General features: G+C 40.7%; 11 protein-coding genes. 7 read left to right on the plus strand and 4 right to left on the minus strand.

Annotation, left to right across the window (positions count from 1 at the left end; all coding sequences use genetic code 11):
* Nucleotides 1-84 precede the first annotated feature (84 nt).
* Nucleotides 85-975 (minus strand): UTP--glucose-1-phosphate uridylyltransferase GalU, encoded by an 891-nt coding sequence (gene galU / locus ACXADT_RS06295; RefSeq protein ID WP_474833755.1) that lies wholly within the window; start codon nucleotides 973-975, stop codon nucleotides 85-87.
* 426 nt (nucleotides 976-1401) lie between these two features.
* Here galU and galE point away from each other — a divergent pair, with 426 nt between their 5' ends.
* Together galE and pcp are read left to right on the plus strand one after the other, a co-directional pair.
* Nucleotides 1402-2403, plus strand: coding sequence for a UDP-glucose 4-epimerase GalE (galE, locus tag ACXADT_RS06300; RefSeq protein ID WP_474833757.1), 1002 nt, complete (start codon nucleotides 1402-1404; stop codon nucleotides 2401-2403).
* A 321-nt stretch (nucleotides 2404-2724) separates the two neighbouring features.
* Nucleotides 2725-3339 (plus strand): pyroglutamyl-peptidase I, encoded by a 615-nt coding sequence (gene pcp, locus ACXADT_RS06305; RefSeq protein WP_474810423.1) that lies wholly within the window; start codon nucleotides 2725-2727, stop codon nucleotides 3337-3339.
* 39 nt (nucleotides 3340-3378) lie between these two features.
* On the opposite strand, the gene ACXADT_RS06310 is transcribed toward pcp, so the two are convergent.
* Both ACXADT_RS06310 and ACXADT_RS06315 read right to left on the minus strand, forming a co-directional pair.
* Entirely contained in the window at nucleotides 3379-5220 is a 1842-nt protein-coding gene (locus ACXADT_RS06310) for a bifunctional diguanylate cyclase/phosphohydrolase (RefSeq protein WP_270180161.1), read from the minus strand.
* Nucleotides 5221-5401: 181 nt separating this feature from the next.
* On the minus strand, nucleotides 5402-5989 hold the full coding sequence (locus ACXADT_RS06315) for a DUF5317 domain-containing protein (protein WP_474810425.1): 588 nt from the start codon (nucleotides 5987-5989) through the stop codon (nucleotides 5402-5404).
* A 196-nt stretch (nucleotides 5990-6185) separates the two neighbouring features.
* On the opposite strand from ACXADT_RS06315, the gene ACXADT_RS06320 reads away from it, so the two are divergent.
* The 5 genes from ACXADT_RS06320 to ACXADT_RS06340 all read left to right on the plus strand — a co-directional run bounded on the left by ACXADT_RS06320 (nucleotide 6186) and on the right by ACXADT_RS06340 (nucleotide 15190).
* Entirely contained in the window at nucleotides 6186-7091 is a 906-nt protein-coding gene (locus ACXADT_RS06320; RefSeq protein WP_474833760.1) for an ROK family protein, read from the plus strand.
* A 23-nt stretch (nucleotides 7092-7114) separates the two neighbouring features.
* Nucleotides 7115-8074 carry a mannose-6-phosphate isomerase, class I gene (gene manA / locus ACXADT_RS06325; protein WP_474810427.1) on the plus strand — a complete coding sequence of 320 codons (960 nt, stop codon included), beginning with the start codon at nucleotides 7115-7117 and terminating at the stop codon, nucleotides 8072-8074.
* A gap of 112 nt (nucleotides 8075-8186) precedes the next feature.
* Nucleotides 8187-9917 carry an ABC transporter ATP-binding protein gene (locus ACXADT_RS06330; RefSeq protein ID WP_474833762.1) on the plus strand — a complete coding sequence of 577 codons (1731 nt, stop codon included), beginning with the start codon at nucleotides 8187-8189 and terminating at the stop codon, nucleotides 9915-9917.
* Nucleotides 9898-11670: an ABC transporter ATP-binding protein gene (locus tag ACXADT_RS06335; RefSeq protein WP_270180156.1), complete on the plus strand. Its 1773-nt coding sequence runs from the start codon at nucleotides 9898-9900 to the stop codon at nucleotides 11668-11670. The genes ACXADT_RS06330 and ACXADT_RS06335 overlap by 20 nt, the downstream gene beginning before the upstream one ends.
* A gap of 154 nt (nucleotides 11671-11824) precedes the next feature.
* Nucleotides 11825-15190: a hypothetical protein gene (locus ACXADT_RS06340; protein ID WP_474833764.1), complete on the plus strand. Its 3366-nt coding sequence runs from the start codon at nucleotides 11825-11827 to the stop codon at nucleotides 15188-15190.
* A 40-nt stretch (nucleotides 15191-15230) separates the two neighbouring features.
* Here the strand turns inward: ACXADT_RS06340 and ACXADT_RS06345 are convergent, their stop codons facing one another.
* Complete coding sequence (locus tag ACXADT_RS06345; protein ID WP_270180154.1) at nucleotides 15231-15827, minus strand: YdcF family protein; 597 nt, start codon at nucleotides 15825-15827, stop codon at nucleotides 15231-15233.
* Nucleotides 15828-15879 lie beyond the last annotated feature (52 nt).

The following is a 15879-nucleotide window of genomic DNA, read 5'->3' on the forward strand; positions in this document are numbered from 1 at the left end:
ATGAATTAGCAATATTCCTGCAAAGCGTGCAAATCTTATCGAAGTTTTAAAAATCCGCATTCCGAGAATGGAATGCGGATTTCATTATTTCTTTGTAGCGAGTTCTTGTTCGACTACTTGTTTCAAGTAGTTCATAACATCCTCTCGAAGTTCAGGACGATATAAAGCGAAGTCGATCGTTGCCTTGATAAAACCGAATTTATCTCCAACGTCGTAACGATCACCTTCAAATTCATGAGCGAAAACAGCTTGTTGTTCGTTCAAACGCTTGATCGCATCAGTTAGCTGAATTTCACCACCGGCGCCTGTTGCTTGTGTATCAAGGATTGAGAAAATTTCAGGGGTGAGAATATAACGTCCTAAAATTGCATAATTTGAAGGTGCTTCATCTAGTGATGGTTTTTCAACTAGTGATTGGATGGGAATAATCCCATTGTCTATTTGCTCTCCTTTAGGTGCAATGACACCGTATTTAGATACGTCGTTTTGGGGAACTTGTTGTACCCCAACGATTGAAGTTCGGTAACGGTTATAGCTATCCATCAATTGACCAATACACGGTCTTTCTGATTTAACAATGTCATCCCCAAGAAGTACAGCAAAGGGTTCATTTCCAATAAAGCGACTTGCGCAATTAATAGCATGTCCTAATCCCTTCGGTTCCTTCTGACGAATATAGTGTATATTTGCGAGGCTGGATATTTGTTGGACTTCCTTTAGCATTTGTTTTTTCTGTTTCTTAATAAGAGTTTCTTCTAGTTCATAAGATTTGTCAAAATGGTCTTCAATAGCACGTTTGCCACGACCACTTACAATAATGATATCTTCAATCCCCGCTGCAACAGCTTCCTCAACAATGTATTGAATTGTTGGTTTATCAACGATAGGTAACATTTCTTTAGGTTGTGCTTTTGTAGCAGGTAAAAATCGGGTTCCTAGCCCAGCTGCTGGTATAATCGCTTTTCTAACTCTCATTGTGGAAGTCCTCCCAATAACAAATAATTTCAGTATTATCTAACAATCACTTACTTATATTAACATATTCTGAGATTTTCTTCTTTGCAATGCTAAAAATACGCTGAGAATTTCATGATATAAAGGTAATTATACAAAAAGAAATTCGACAACATATTCTATTTTCCTTCTATACTTAATTTAATATTACTAACTTGTTGTGAAAAACTTTCTTGTTAGTATAGCCCAATCACTAGACACTATAATTTTGGTTGAATTTATAGTGTCAAAACTTCTACAACTTTAACCTCCCTTGTGAAAAGCCCTTTTTGTAAGAACTTTATAATTTAAAAATAGCTAAAAAATGTGAAGTTACATATTTTCCGGGAAATAACGTGTAGATTCGACGCGAGATAACAGGTACTATGATGATGGAGGGGATAAAAAATGGCAATTTTAGTAACCGGGGGAGCAGGATACATAGGTAGTCATACTGTTATGTATTTAAAAGAGCAAGGAGAAGAAGTCGTTGTACTCGACAATTTATCGAAGGGGCATACAGAAGCTTTTACAGAAGTTCCTTTTTACCAAGCAGATTTAACGGATGGAAAAGTTTTAGATCAAATTTTCAATGATCACGACATTGATTCTGTGATTCACTTTGCTGCGAGTTCACTTGTCGGGGAGAGCGTAGCAAATCCATTAGAATACTACCGTAACAATGTGACTGGATCTCATGCTCTTGTTTCTAAGCTCGTTCTGCATCAAGTGAAGTACATCGTTTTCTCTTCAACTGCCGCAACTTATGGAAACCCTAAGAGAACGCCGATCGAAGAGAGTGATCCTACGGTTCCGACGAATCCGTATGGGGAAACAAAACTCGCCATTGAAAACATGCTTCGCTGGTGTGATGAGGCTTATGGTTTGAAATCTACATCGCTTAGGTATTTTAATGCAGCAGGTGCTGATCCTGAAGGGCGTATTGGAGAAGATCATGATCCTGAATCTCACTTGATTCCGATCGTTCTTCAAGCTGCTCTTGGACAACGTGAGAAAGTTTCAATCTTTGGTAGTGACTATCCGACAAAGGATGGCACATGCGTCAGAGACTACATTCACGTGTTAGATCTTGCTCAAGCGCATTACCTAGCGTTGAAGCGAATGAAGACAACTGATGAGAGTGCGATTTTTAACCTAGGGAATGGAAAAGGCTTCACTGTAAAAGAAGTGATCGACACATGCCGGAATGTAACCCAAACAGCGATAGTAGCAGAAGAAGCGCCTCGTCGTGCAGGTGATCCCGCTATATTGATCGCATCGTCTCAAAAAGCGATCGAGCAACTCGGATGGCAGCCTGTATATCCAGAGCTTCAACAAATTGTTGAGCATGCATGGAATTGGCACCAGCACCACCCTCAAGGGTATAAGAAAAATCACGTTTCATTGTAGAGTTTGACATAATAGTACGAAGGTCATGCGTAGGTTTGCATGACTTTTTTTATACCCGATTAAAACTAAATGTAATAGGGAAGAGGAAGGTATAGTAGTAAGAATGAAACGGTGGTGTTAGAGTATTGGGATACTTTCTGCTACTAATCCTTTCTTTAGCAATTTTAATCTTTCTTATTCGAGTTCCGATGACGGAACGATTCCCGCCTGCTATACGAAAGCTGGGAATTACGTTTCTTGTAGGCCTTTCACTTGTTTTCTTAATTTTATTTATTGGGGGACTGGTAAGTGCCTGACCCCAAGATGAAAGGGGCGAATAGAATGGATAGGTTATTATTAACAGGGTTTGAACCTTTTCTTGAACATCGACATAATCCTACTGAATCCATTGTTCGTGAGATGGATGAAGAAATGGTTGGAGGATTTGAGATTATCGGGCGTGTATTGCCAGTCGATTTTAAACAGGCTTCTGAAAGATTGCTCACGTATGTGGAAGAATGTAAGCCAAGTGCGATCATCATGCTTGGTTTAGCCGCAGATCGTACAAAGATTACACCTGAACGAATTGCGATCAATGTGAACGATAGTGTTGAGGACAACACAGGGAACGCTCCTGAAGATGAACCAATTGTAGAAGGCGGCCCAGCCGCATACTTTTCAACGTTGCCTATCAAACGAATGACGGATGCTCTCTTGCAAAATGGAATACCTGCAGAGATTTCTAATACGGCAGGGACGTACTTATGTAATAACGTTATGTACAGTGTGCTTCATGTTCTTGAACAGAATAACATCGACACGCCAGCAGGATTCGTGCATGTGCCACCGACTTTTGAAATGACGTTACACCATTCTGCTCATACAGGGTTTCCGTTCAATAGTATTCGAGATTCCATTCGAATCATGATCAATACGATAGCAGAAGCAAAAGTTTAAAAGATATAAAAAAAGCAGAGCGCTCATGCTCTGCTTTTTTTATGGGTTTGCCTGTACAGGCTGTTCTTGGTCAATCTTACCCGTATCTAGTGTTGGAGACTCTTCGATCACTTCGATGAAAGCTTCAACAAGCTGTGGATCAAATTGAGACCCTGAGCAACTCTTTAATTCATCGATTGCTTCCGAGAAAGATTTCGTTTCCTGATAAGGTCGTTCGGTTGTCATTGCATCGAACGAGTCGATTACAGTCAGCATACGAACGAGTCTAGGAATCTCATAGCCGCTCATTCCATATGGATATCCCTTTCCATCGAAGCGTTCATGATGCAGTTCGACAAGAGGCAGCAGGTCGTGAAGCTCTCGGTCGGTAGAAACGATTTCTCTTCCCCAGATCACGTGTTTTTGAACCATTTCCCATTCTTCTTTTGTAAGCTTCCCTTTTTTATTGATCACATCTCTCGGGATTTCTAACTTTCCTATATCATGTATAAGAGCTCCCATAATGAGCGTTTTGCGGTCTGCCATATTCAGGTTTAACTTGTTGCTGAATTGAATGGCATACTCATAAACTCGTCTACTGTGACGATACGTATAGACATCTTTATATAAGAAGATACGTAGCTGCTGTTCAAGGTGGTCCATTTCCTGTTGATATTGAAACGTGTCCACAGGAAGATTTTCAGTATCGTAGAGGGACACGTTATTCTTTCCTTTTGTTTTCGCAAAGTACATCGCCTGATCGGCTTTTTCAATCATTTCAGTTGAATTATAGAGCTCAAGGCTGTATTCGATCACGCCTGCTGAGAAAGATAGGCAGCCATGAGGGAGAACCTCGACTCCTTCAAAGTAGATATCGTTGACTTGTTTTCTCAGCTGATTAATAAAACGATAAGCTTCTAGCTGAGATAGCCCAGGCATCAACACCGCGAATTCTTCGCCGCCATATCTTGCCACAGTGAAATCTGACTTGGCCATCCTCTTCATTTCAGCACCGAAATGCTTGAGTAAACGATCACCCTGCAAGTGACCGTGAAGATCATTGTATTTCTTAAAATCATCTAAATCCAATAGGCCGAGTGAAAGAGCCTCCCCTGATCGTTTAGCTTTATCGATCTCTTTTTCTAATAAATTCTTAAAATAACCATGGTTATATAATTCCGTTAAGTGATCCATATCTGCCTTCTCTGAAACTTCCTGGTAAAGCTGAAAGTACTGTTTAAATGAGACAGATAAAAGGATCGCTACGAGCGTAAATAGAAAAATACCCAGAAACACCTGTTGCTTCATTAATAGTACAAGTATCAATGAAAGTACGAGGGTGATCAGATAGCTTGATATTGTTTCTTTTAGCATTCCTTTAATCACCATGAATAAGCTCTGAGTTTGAGTTAAAAGAAAAAATAGACCGATAAATAATACGTTTAAGAGAAAGTAAACGCTAAAAGACGCAAGGTATGAAGAAATATTTAAAACCGTTATTGAACTGAGTTCTCCACCGGTTAATAAAAAAGAATGATACGTGCTGACGATCATGATAACGTAGATCGAAAAGTTAAAGAGGTGTTTCCACCAAACGACCTGCTTTTGATACACAGCATAGATAAGAGAAGTGAATAGTAAGATTGTAAGCGACATATCTAAACCAAATACAAACAGAATTGCCAGGTAAATCGCTGAATCCATAGATAAGGAGTTACCGCTTGGAGGCAACAAAATCGTATAGTGGTTTAGGAGGAGAATCGCAGTAATAAACGTGAAGGCCAGACTCCATTTAAGTGGCGTCATAGAGTAGCTTGAGATGTATAATAAGATTCCAGCAACAGATACCGCGCTAAGGTATACGTTCACTAGGTAGTTGTTATTTTGAAATATGCCCTTCATGTTTCCACCACTCTCATTTAAATTTAGTTTGAAGTTGGAGGAGCACGGGGTGCTCCTCTTCATCAATTAAACTAATTTAAATCCAGAAGTTAGTGCGATTAAGGCGGTAGAAATAATAGCAATATTAACGATGATACCAGTTAGCTTAATGCCTTCTTTTCTTTCCATGCTGTCACCTCCTTTAAGTAGACAGCGTCTTAGTCGCGGAAGATGAACCTTCTGGATGTCGATTCTTTACCATGACTCGCTGTATAAAGATAAAAATACCTATATTCATGACGATGTCGCCAAAGCTGATCACCTGATCTTTTGGATAAGGGTCGGTTATTGGTATCACATCGCCAAGGAATCCTAATAACGTTGAATCGGTAAGGACTGCATGCTTTCCATATAACCCGTTTTGGATAGCGCTTGCATATGCAGGATCTAATATGGCAGCAGCTTCTAGTGATACTGGCATTCGACCGCCATTCAGTGCCATGACGATAAAGTTTAGTAATACACCTAGCAATAGGATTGGAATACCAATGTTCATCTTGCGGTTTAACCACAGAAAAGCCATGCCGACGACGTAGATCAGCATAAATAGTACTCCACTATACTTTCCAATCCATGCATAGGAAGATTGATAGACAAAAACTCCTATCTCGATCAGAAGTAAGAGTGGGAATATCCACCCAGCGCGGAAGGATAAATACGCAAAGCCTTTTAAGCTCCCTTTTCTTAGGAAACCAATGAGAATGGCTAGTAAAATACCGTCAAATACCATGTTTGTCACCTAATTTGTTAGTTTAATAATAGTTTATCAGAGCACTACTAGTAGTCAACGAAATTCCTAGAAATTTTTCAAAATTTAGCAATTTATGACGATGTGTGATGGTTATTGAAAGAATTGTAAATACGTGCTATATCTTTTCGCAATTCATGGTAGCATATAAAAATAAGAAATGGCAGGAGGGGATATTTTGGGAAACTACTATATGGGTATAGATTTAGGAGGAACGAACCTTCGAGTTGGCGTAACAGATGAACAAGGACATTTACTTCAAGTCAGGCAAATCCCTACGATCGCGACGTCTGGCTACACTTCTATTATCGCAAGAATGATCGACTTGATAAAAGAGTTGACCGATACTTATAAAGTAGAAACAATAGGGATTGGGTCACCTGGACCGTTAAATCCTTTCGACGGTATCGTTATGTCACCACCTAACCTGCCAGGGTGGAAGGATGTTCCGATTACGGAAATCGTTCAGAAAGAAGTGAGTATTCCAACTCTCCTAATAAATGATGCTGACGCCGCTGCTCTAGGTGAAGCGATGTATGGAGCGGGAAAGGGCAAACAAAGTTCCTTTTACATTACGGTCAGTACTGGAGTAGGCGGAGGATACGTGTTACAGAATAAGATCGTGCAAGGAGAACATGGCTATGGTGCAGAAATCGGAAACATGATCATCAAGCTGAATGGTCCGAAGCATGCTAATATGAATGCAGGTTCCCTCGAAGCATTGGCTTCTGGAACTGCAATCGGTAGAGAGGGCAAGGCGAGGCTTGGAATTGAGGGCGGAGCAAAAGAGGTCTTCGCCATGGCGGATGAAGGGAACCAAGCTGCTATCGCGATCATAAGTGAAGCGATGGATGCACTTGCCATCGGAATCGCAAACCTTGTTCATACACTTGACCCATCAGTATTTATCCTTGGTGGAGGCGTAATGAATGCCCAAAACGAGCTGTTCTCGCTCCTTAGAAAAAAAGTGGACGGCTATCTATATGAAGGGTTACGTGGAAAAGTAGTCATCGAGCCTGCGGTCCTAGGAGATCATGCAGGATTGATTGGAGCTGCTATGGCTGGAATAAACGAAAAGAACTAAGAACAAAATGAGGAGGAATAATTGTGTATCAACATGAACCGCTTTTTCTAAAACCTGAATTCAAAGATCGAATCTGGGGTGGCACTAAGCTTAATGATATTTTTGGCTATGATATCCCGTCTGAAACAACTGGTGAATGCTGGGGGATTTCCGCTCATCAGAATGGACCATGTGAAATTAAGAACGGACCTCTCGAAGGTCAAACATTGAACAACATATGGGATGAACATCGAAATTTATTCGGAGATGAAGAGGGAGATCACTTTCCATTATTAGTGAAAATTTTGGATGCAAATCGTGATTTATCTGTACAGGTTCATCCCGACGATACATACGCGAGGAACGTTGAAAATGAAGCATACGGTAAGACGGAATGCTGGTATATCATCGATTGTGACCCTGGTGCTGAGCTTATCTTTGGTCACCATGCTAAAACAAAATCGGAGTTTACAGAGATGATCGATAATGGAGAGTGGGATAGCTTGCTTCGACGTGTTCCGATCGAGCCAGGGCAATTCTATTTTGTTCCGAGTGGTACGATCCATGCGATTGGAGCAGGAACGATGATTCTTGAAACGCAACAGAGTTCTGATACGACGTATCGTGTTTATGACTATGATCGTACGGATGATCAAGGCAATAAGCGCGAGCTTCATATCGAGAGATCCAAAGAAGTTTCTACAATCCCTCATCGTGATCCTGAGTTTGAACCAATCGTTTCAAATCAAGAAGGATTAAGGCAAACAAAGCTGATCGACTCTACTTATTTTACAGTGTATCATTGGGAGATCGATGGGGTATTTACGAATAAACTGGATGCACGCTACTTATTAGTAAGCGTATTGAGTGGTGAAGGTGAAATTTCTTCAGGAGGTTCTTCACACTTTATAAAACAAGGAGATCATTTTATCATCCCATCGACTATGAATGAGTTTGAACTTGAGGGTGAGCTCGAACTGATGGTTTCTAAAAGTAATAGGTAAGGGATCGGCTTTTTAGCCGGTTTCTTTTTTTTGGTGTCATAATTTTCGTAGCCCTAAATATTCTGAAAAATATGGTAAAGTGTAAGAGATGTCAGAGTGTTTTGGAGGGGTCATGCGCAAAATTTTTTCTTTTATTTATCCTTATCGTAAGGCTGCGATCATCGCTGCTTTACTAATGCTTGTGGAGCTAGCGGTCGAACTGTGGTTACCTCTATTAATGGCCGACATCATCGATAACGGCATTATAGAGAGGGACCTATCTGTCATTAAATCAGTCGGGTTATTCATGCTCGGTCTTACGATTTTTTCTTTTATTACCTCGATCATCAATACGTACCTTGCCTCTTATGTCAGTCAGCAATTCGCGTATGATTTGAGGGAGGCGCTGTTTGAAAAGATTCAATCGTTCTCTTTTATCGATTTCAATCGTTTTCCAACATCTTCTCTTATCACAAGGCTTACGAATGATGTGAACCAGGTCCAGCTTGTTATTTTTATGGGACTTCGAATTATGGTGAGAGCACCTCTTCTTGTTGTAGGGGGGATTGTGATGGCTCTTATTGTAGATTGGCAAATTGCTCTTTTGTTAACGGTCGCTATACCGATCGTTATCGCCTTTCTCTTTTATGTCATGAAAAAAGGAATCGCTTTATTCGCACTCGTGCAGGAGAAGCTTGATCGAGTGAACGGCGTGATGAGAGAGAATTTAGTAGGCATTCGTTTAATAAAAGCGCTAAGGCGAAGCAGATACGAACAAGATCGGTTCAAAGTAGTGAATGACGATCTGTTTGACCGAAACGTGGCTTCTTTACGACTGATCGAACTAGCGACACCCGTATTATTGATCATTATGAACATTGCGATCGTAGCTGTTATTTGGTTTGGAGGGGTCAAAATTATCGGTGGAAGTACGAGAGTTGGAGATGTTGCTGCTATCATTACCTATGGCACACGGATAACGGTTGCGCTCTCGATGTTTTCTTTCATCTTAATGATTCTTTCACGTGCTAGAGCTTCTGTTCATCGTATGGATGAGGTCTTTGCGACAGAGACAGATACTCAGGGCTCTAGCAAGCCTTTGTCGTTGCCTCTACGCACATTAGAATTTTCGAACATCCATTTCTCATACCCTGATACAAAGGTGTTAAAGGATATTACTTTTAGTTTAAAGCGAGGGCAATTCATTGGTATTTTAGGTTCTACAGGGACTGGGAAGACTTCGCTAATACAGCTTATCCCACGCCTTTACGAACCAGATTCAGGTGAAATCAAATGGAACGGAGTCCATTTAAACGAAATACAGGTTGAAGAGCTTAGAAGAGCGATTGGAGTCGTTCCTCAAGAAGTGATGCTTTTCAGTGATACGATCGGTGAAAACATTCGGTGGGGCAAAGAGGATGCAACGATGGAAGAAATCGTCGAGGCTGCAAAAACAGCTCAAATTCACGAGTTTATTATGACGCTTCCAAAGAAGTATGAAACGGAGCTCGGTCAAAAAGGTGTCAATCTCTCAGGCGGTCAAAAACAACGGCTGTCTATTGCGAGAGCTCTCATTCGAAATCCTGAAATATTAATTCTAGATGATAGCACCAGTGCACTGGATTTAAAAACTGAAGCGAAATTACAAGACTCTCTTAGAAACAGTAAATTTCAAGGGCTCATCTTACTGATCGCACAGAAGATAAGTTCTGTGAAAGATGCCGATCAAATCATCGTGCTCGACGATGGAGAAGTGGTAGGGAAGGGAACACACATGAGGCTGCTAAGTGAAAATGAAACGTACCAGGATATTTATTCTTCGCAGTACGGTGAGGAGGTAGATCATGCCGAGAGGACATCTTAAAAGTAAGAAGAGGCCTGATGACATAAAAGGAACTATGAAAAGAATCTGGAGCTATCTATCTGTGAAGAAAGGTCTCCTATCTTTGGTCCTTTTGCTTGTTCTGATGAGCTCGGTCTTTGGTCTACTCGGTCCTTACTTAACTAGTGTGGCGATCGACGATTATTTAGTTAAGGGGGACTTAAATGGTCTGCTACCTCTTCTATTCGTGTTGATCGGAATTTATTTTCTTCAGTCGATCGTCACCTATTTACAGAATTTCTGGATGATCGGCATCGCACAAAAAACGGTTTTATATATGAGAAAAGATCTTTTTCATCACTTCCAGCGCCTTCCTATTCCTTATTTTGATAAGAAGACACACGGCGAGCTTATGAGCCGGCTAACGAATGATATCGAGAATGTAAGCAAAACGTTAAACAGCTCCGTCATTCAAATCTTCTCTAGTGTTTTAACATTGATCGGTACAGTAGCTATCATGATTTGGTTGAGTCCGCTGCTAACCTTAATCACGTTTACAATCATTCCTCTCATGTTCCTTGGTATGAAATGGATAACGAAGCGTACTGGATATTATTTTAAAGAACAGCAGCGTAATTTGGGAACGTTAAACGGCGTCATCGAAGAAACGATTTCAGGTCAACAGATCGTAAAAACCTTTTCACAAGAAGAAAGAGTGAAAAAGCAGTTTGCAAAAGAAAGTGAAGAGTTGCGAAAATCAGGCTTTTGGGCATTAACATATTCAGGTTTTATTCCAAAGCTAATGAACGTGTTGAACAATTTAAGCTTCGTATTGATCGCAGCAGCAGGAGGGTGGCTTGCGCTTGAAGGGTTAGTCACAATCGGAGTAATCGTTGCTTTCATTCAGTATTCAAGACAGTTTACAAGACCTTTAAATGATCTAGCGAATCAGTTTAATACGATACTCTCTGCAGTTGCTGGGGCTGAAAGGGTTTTTGTAGTTCTGGATGAAAAGGAAGAACAAAGAGATCGCAATGACGCAACTGTATTAACAGACGTAGTGGGTCACGTTTCTTTTCGAGGGGTTTCGTTTGGATATGAAAAAGACCAAGATACGCTGAAGGGCATAACCTTCTCGGCACAACCAGGTGAATCAGTAGCGATCGTTGGACCGACTGGAGCTGGCAAAACAACGATCGTAAACTTACTCATGAGATTTTATGAGATTGATGAAGGAACGATTGAAATTGACGGAAAAGAGATCACGTCAATAACAAGAGATAGTTTACGAGGTAATATGGGGTTTGTTTTGCAAGATACGCTATTATTTGAAGAAAGTATATTAGAAAACATCCGTTATGGTCGGTTAGAAGCAACGGATGAAGAGGTTAGAAATGCTGCGAGGATAGCGAATGCTCATTCCTTTATCTCGAAGCTCCCCAATGGATATCACACTGTTCTAAAGCAAGATGGGGGAGGAATCAGCCATGGACAAAGGCAGTTATTATCGATTGCACGGGCTGTGCTAGCGGATCCTGCGATCTTAATTTTAGACGAAGCCACGAGTAGTATCGATACGAGAACAGAAATACAGATCCAGCGAGCGCTGTGGAAGTTGATGGAAGGGAGAACGAGCTTTGTCATCGCCCACCGATTGAATACGATTCAGCGGGCAGATCAGATCCTTGTGTTACATCAAGGGGAAATTCTTGAAAAAGGGTCTCATGAAGAACTGCTTAAGAAAGATGGATTTTATAAAGAAATGGTGATTTCAGGTATCCAAGAGAATGCTTGAGCGCTGTGAAGGAAACGTGAACCTCAACGAAACTGCCGATTAACTGCGGCAGTTTTTTGTATTTCAGATAGTTTTTAGACTATTGCGAAATAACAAGCGGTATGAGTAAATAGAATCATTAAAGAGGAAGATATTGCCGTTAGGGGGGAGGCGCATGGATGAGAAGGAGAGACAGGCTGCATTTAAAGGAGAGTTAAGCAGGCTGAAACAAAGTGACTTCATTTCTGAGAGGACTTACGAACACGTGTCAGAGGCATACACGCGTTTCATAGAGCTTGAGGAGCATCGTGAGGTTGAGGAAGTTACCGAGGAGATATTGGAAGAACGTCCAAAGCCGACAAAACAAAAGGTGAAGCAGATAAAGGTGAGATCCGCTCAAGAGATACGTGACCGGAACCTTACGTGGATTCTCATCATCGGAGTGGTGTTTCTTCTCTTAGGAGGACTTGTTCTTGCAACGAGTACGTGGGAAGCTCTAACCTCTACTCTCAAAACTGGTTTGATCGCTGCAGTATCACTCCTTTTCTTTGGTATTAGCTGGCTGAGTGGACATAAGCTAAAGATTGAAAAAACAGCATTTGCTTTTTTAGTTCTTGGGAGTTTGTTTTTACCGATCGTTATCTTATCAGCGGGCTACTTTCAACTGTTCGGCGCATGGTTGTCCATAAGCGGTGAAGGTAAATACTTTCTTGGATTGCTTGGAACGCTGATTTGTTTACCTCTATACGGCTATCAGGCAATAAGACAAAACTCAAGGTTGTTCGTATGGTTTTCATATGTAGGACTTACAATTGGTACGGCGTTTTTCATTCAACAATTCAATCCAACGATCGATGCGTTTTATTTTGGAATCGTATTGTTCAATGGATTATTAATCCTGATGTATGTAAGAACGAGGAAGATAGCAGAGGGTCACCTATTTGTACGGGAGCTACCGCTTTATCTTCAAGGAAACCTCGTCCTTTCGACCTTGTTGCTGCTTTTATTCTATGATCAAGCGGTATTTTATAGTTTTAACGTTTTATTAACGGCGACGCTATATTTATCGATGGTGTATATAGGGAAGCAAAAAGAATATCATTTTATATTTACGGCCCTTTTCGTCTACGGAATCTACCAGCTCATCGAGAATTCGTTTCTTGAGTCAATCGATGTCCTATTTTACTCACTTATCGGATTTCTTTTCATTGGCCTTCAGATGATTGAGAAGTTTGAAGATAACTATATGAAGAAAGCATTTCAGATTACGAGTGGCATCGTTTCTGTCGCTGCTTTTCTATTTATTAGTTATAAAGGATTATTGCTGCGTTTCGACGATCCTTCTTGGCTTCTCATAGCAGGATATGTGTTGATCAGTGTGAATTTTATCTATCTTGCTAATCTATCTAAGCTGAAGGTTTTTGGCTTTTTAGCACCATTGTTTCTTGTGGCTGCAGGCCTATACACATTGAATTTACTATACACTGATGTGACCGTGACGGTTGTTATTCTCCATCTTTTTATAACGGGTCTTAGTCTATACTTCTTAGGGTTTTATTGGAACAAGTGGAGATACACAAAAGTCATAAGGTCTGGGGCCCTGTTCCTGTCGTTCGGTCCCATATCTCTAGCCGTATTGGTCGGAGTTTTAGCAGAAAAGTGGGTCATCGACGCTAGTATGATGGGGATCATCGGAATCATCTTTTTAACAATAGTGTATAAAGGAGAACCACGATGGCTTCGAGCTATTGCGAGCGTTTGCTATCCATCTGCATGGGCGGTTGCTTTTCTATGTTTATACCCTGTTTGGGCTGAGAATGGTTTATATCGAGAGGAATTTGGCCTGTCTTTTCATTTAGCTGTCAGTGCTGCTCTTCTCATGGGGATATCATTTTTATGGAAAAACAAACCTGTACTCCATGCTAGCTTTTTTTGGACGTCTCAGGCGGCTTACACGATAGGACTTCTATTCCTTCTCGTATATTCAACGAATGAATTATACACGCGAAGCGGATTGCTTCTTGGTGAGATTCTCTTCTTGTTCCTTCTAATTAAAAGAACGAAAGAAGAATCGCTTTGGTATTTCCTTAGTTTATCTACGTTAGGAACATACTTGTCGGTTGCTGAAGCCTTTCCGATTCAAGGAATTTATCAATGGATTCCAGGAAGTATCGTGTTAATCATCGTAGGAGATTTCATTGTTAAGAAGAATCCTTACGTGCAAAATGCGTTTGTGTATTTAGCACATATCTATTTACCACTCGCTTTATATTATTCGGTAGGAGTCTACGCTGGCGTTCCGATCTTATTTGTGATCACCTTACTAATCTACCTATACAGTGTTGTTTCTCGTACGAAGGAGTGGGAGGTTCGCACGTTTCTATATGCAGGCTTCTCCATCCTCCCGTTTTTCTATATGTCATTAGTAGATTACTTTCAAATTGAAGATGTTTATCTTTATACAGGTTTTGCATCGAGTGCAGTTATGTTTGCTCTTTGGTTTCTGTTGAACGATCGTTGGAAAGAACGGTTCAAATGGTATGCTGTCCCATTTTCGTTACTAGGATTAGTACCATTTACATTGCAAGAAGAGTTAACAGCTGTTTCATTTACCGTAGCGATTCTCTATGTAGGTGTGCTTCTTTATGTGATGCATCAAGCGAGATGGCAGCTTTTTAATATTTTTCCGTTATTGTATGTTATCTTGTTTGTTCAGCTTTTACCTTTTGAAGCAATAGAAGAAAAGATGGTACTACATGTATCAATAGGACTCTTGCTTCTTTGTTCAGGTCTTTTCATCCATAAACAGCTATACGCTTTCAGTTCGAGTGAGATGATTACGAATCATATCGATTGGTATACGGTTGCTGCGTTGTTACTCGTCGGACCACTTGTTCAATATACAAATCAGGCACCACTTTGGGCGGAAGAGATGTGCGCTTTATTTATCGTTAGCTTAGTATTCCTACAGATAAAAAGGGTCCCGGCTTTGAATCCGAAGCGCATCGTTCAGAGCTTAAGTGCTGTAAGCTTACTAATCCCTTACTATACGCTGCTTCAACATATCGAGATCAATCAGTATGTTGTAGCAGAAGTCTATGTTCTCCCTTGGATCGGATTGACTGTGTTTCTTTCGAAAAGTACGTGGAAGAAGGAAGAGCATATTGTGAAATGGGTGGAGCTTACTGTCGTTGCAATTGTTGCAGCAATACTCGTAACAGATGCTATTGTAAGCAACACGATCTACGATGCGTTGATAGCGGGAGGGTTATCTCTTGCATCGGTTATAAGTGGATTTTACTTCAGGATCAAATCTTATTTCTTAATTGGAATAGGTGTTCTTCTTTTGAATCTCTTTATTCAAACTCGTCCGTATTGGGGTAATATGCCTTGGTGGGCATACTTGTTAATCGCAGGTTTCACCTTGATTAGTGTTGCAAGCTTTTACGAATGGCAGAAGCAAAAAAAGGATGCCGATGGAAGCACACTGTTGCAAGTGAAGAAAGAGCAACTACGAAACAAGTGGAAAGAATGGAAATGATTGAAGAGGGAGGGCAGCTACGTAGCTGCCCTCCCTCTTTTTACCATTCTTCATCTAGCAAGATGCCTAGTTCCGCGTACTTTTTGATGGACTTAACTTCTTTTAATATATACGACTTTTCATTGGGGTCGGTCCACCAGTTCGTGCGTTGTCCGATTATCCTATCATCAGAGCAAAGCGAATACGCGATATGTTTTGGCATATAGGTCTTAAGCGATAATAGACAACGTTTCATATGGTAAGGAGAGCTCACGATCAATAGCCTTTTGAGCGCATGTAATCCAAATCGTTGTTGAAGGACCAGCATTGAAGCAATTACATTCTCAGTCGTGTTTTCTGCTTTAAGCTCTAACAAAATTCGATCGGATGGAATGCCTCGATTTATCAATTGGTCTCTCATCCAGATCGCCTCAGGCGTCTCATCGTTTCCCCACCTTGCACCTGATCCTGAAACGAGAATATACGGTGCGCGTTTTGCTTCATATAACTCAGCAGCTTTCTTAACACGTAGTAGACTTCTTGCTCCGAATACTAGAATACAATCGCCATTCATTCCATCGTCTTCTAATCCATCAAACAACAGCGCTGTGATTTGATCTCTTGAAAGACGTTCAGGCTCAATTTCTGAGAAACGCATGTTCATCCACCTCACTTTTTTACGGCCTGTACTAGTCTATGTTTTAAACGAT

The sequence above is a fragment of the Anaerobacillus sp. ABR4_321 genome, from assembly GCF_056158505.1.

Coding starts and splice junctions, on each gene's coding strand:
- ACXADT_RS06345 (WP_270180154.1), bottom strand. CDS start 15,827: ATGCGTTTCTCAGAAATTGAGCCTGAACGTCTTTCAAGAGATCAAATC.
- galE (WP_474833757.1), top strand. CDS start 1,402: ATGGCAATTTTAGTAACCGGGGGAGCAGGATACATAGGTAGTCATACT.
- ACXADT_RS06310 (WP_270180161.1), bottom strand. CDS start 5,220: ATGAAGGGCATATTTCAAAATAACAACTACCTAGTGAACGTATACCTT.
- galU (WP_474833755.1), bottom strand. CDS start 975: ATGAGAGTTAGAAAAGCGATTATACCAGCAGCTGGGCTAGGAACCCGA.
- ACXADT_RS06330 (WP_474833762.1), top strand. CDS start 8,187: ATGCGCAAAATTTTTTCTTTTATTTATCCTTATCGTAAGGCTGCGATC.
- ACXADT_RS06340 (WP_474833764.1), top strand. CDS start 11,825: ATGGATGAGAAGGAGAGACAGGCTGCATTTAAAGGAGAGTTAAGCAGG.
- pcp (WP_474810423.1), top strand. CDS start 2,725: ATGGATAGGTTATTATTAACAGGGTTTGAACCTTTTCTTGAACATCGA.
- ACXADT_RS06335 (WP_270180156.1), top strand. CDS start 9,898: ATGCCGAGAGGACATCTTAAAAGTAAGAAGAGGCCTGATGACATAAAA.
- ACXADT_RS06315 (WP_474810425.1), bottom strand. CDS start 5,989: ATGGTATTTGACGGTATTTTACTAGCCATTCTCATTGGTTTCCTAAGA.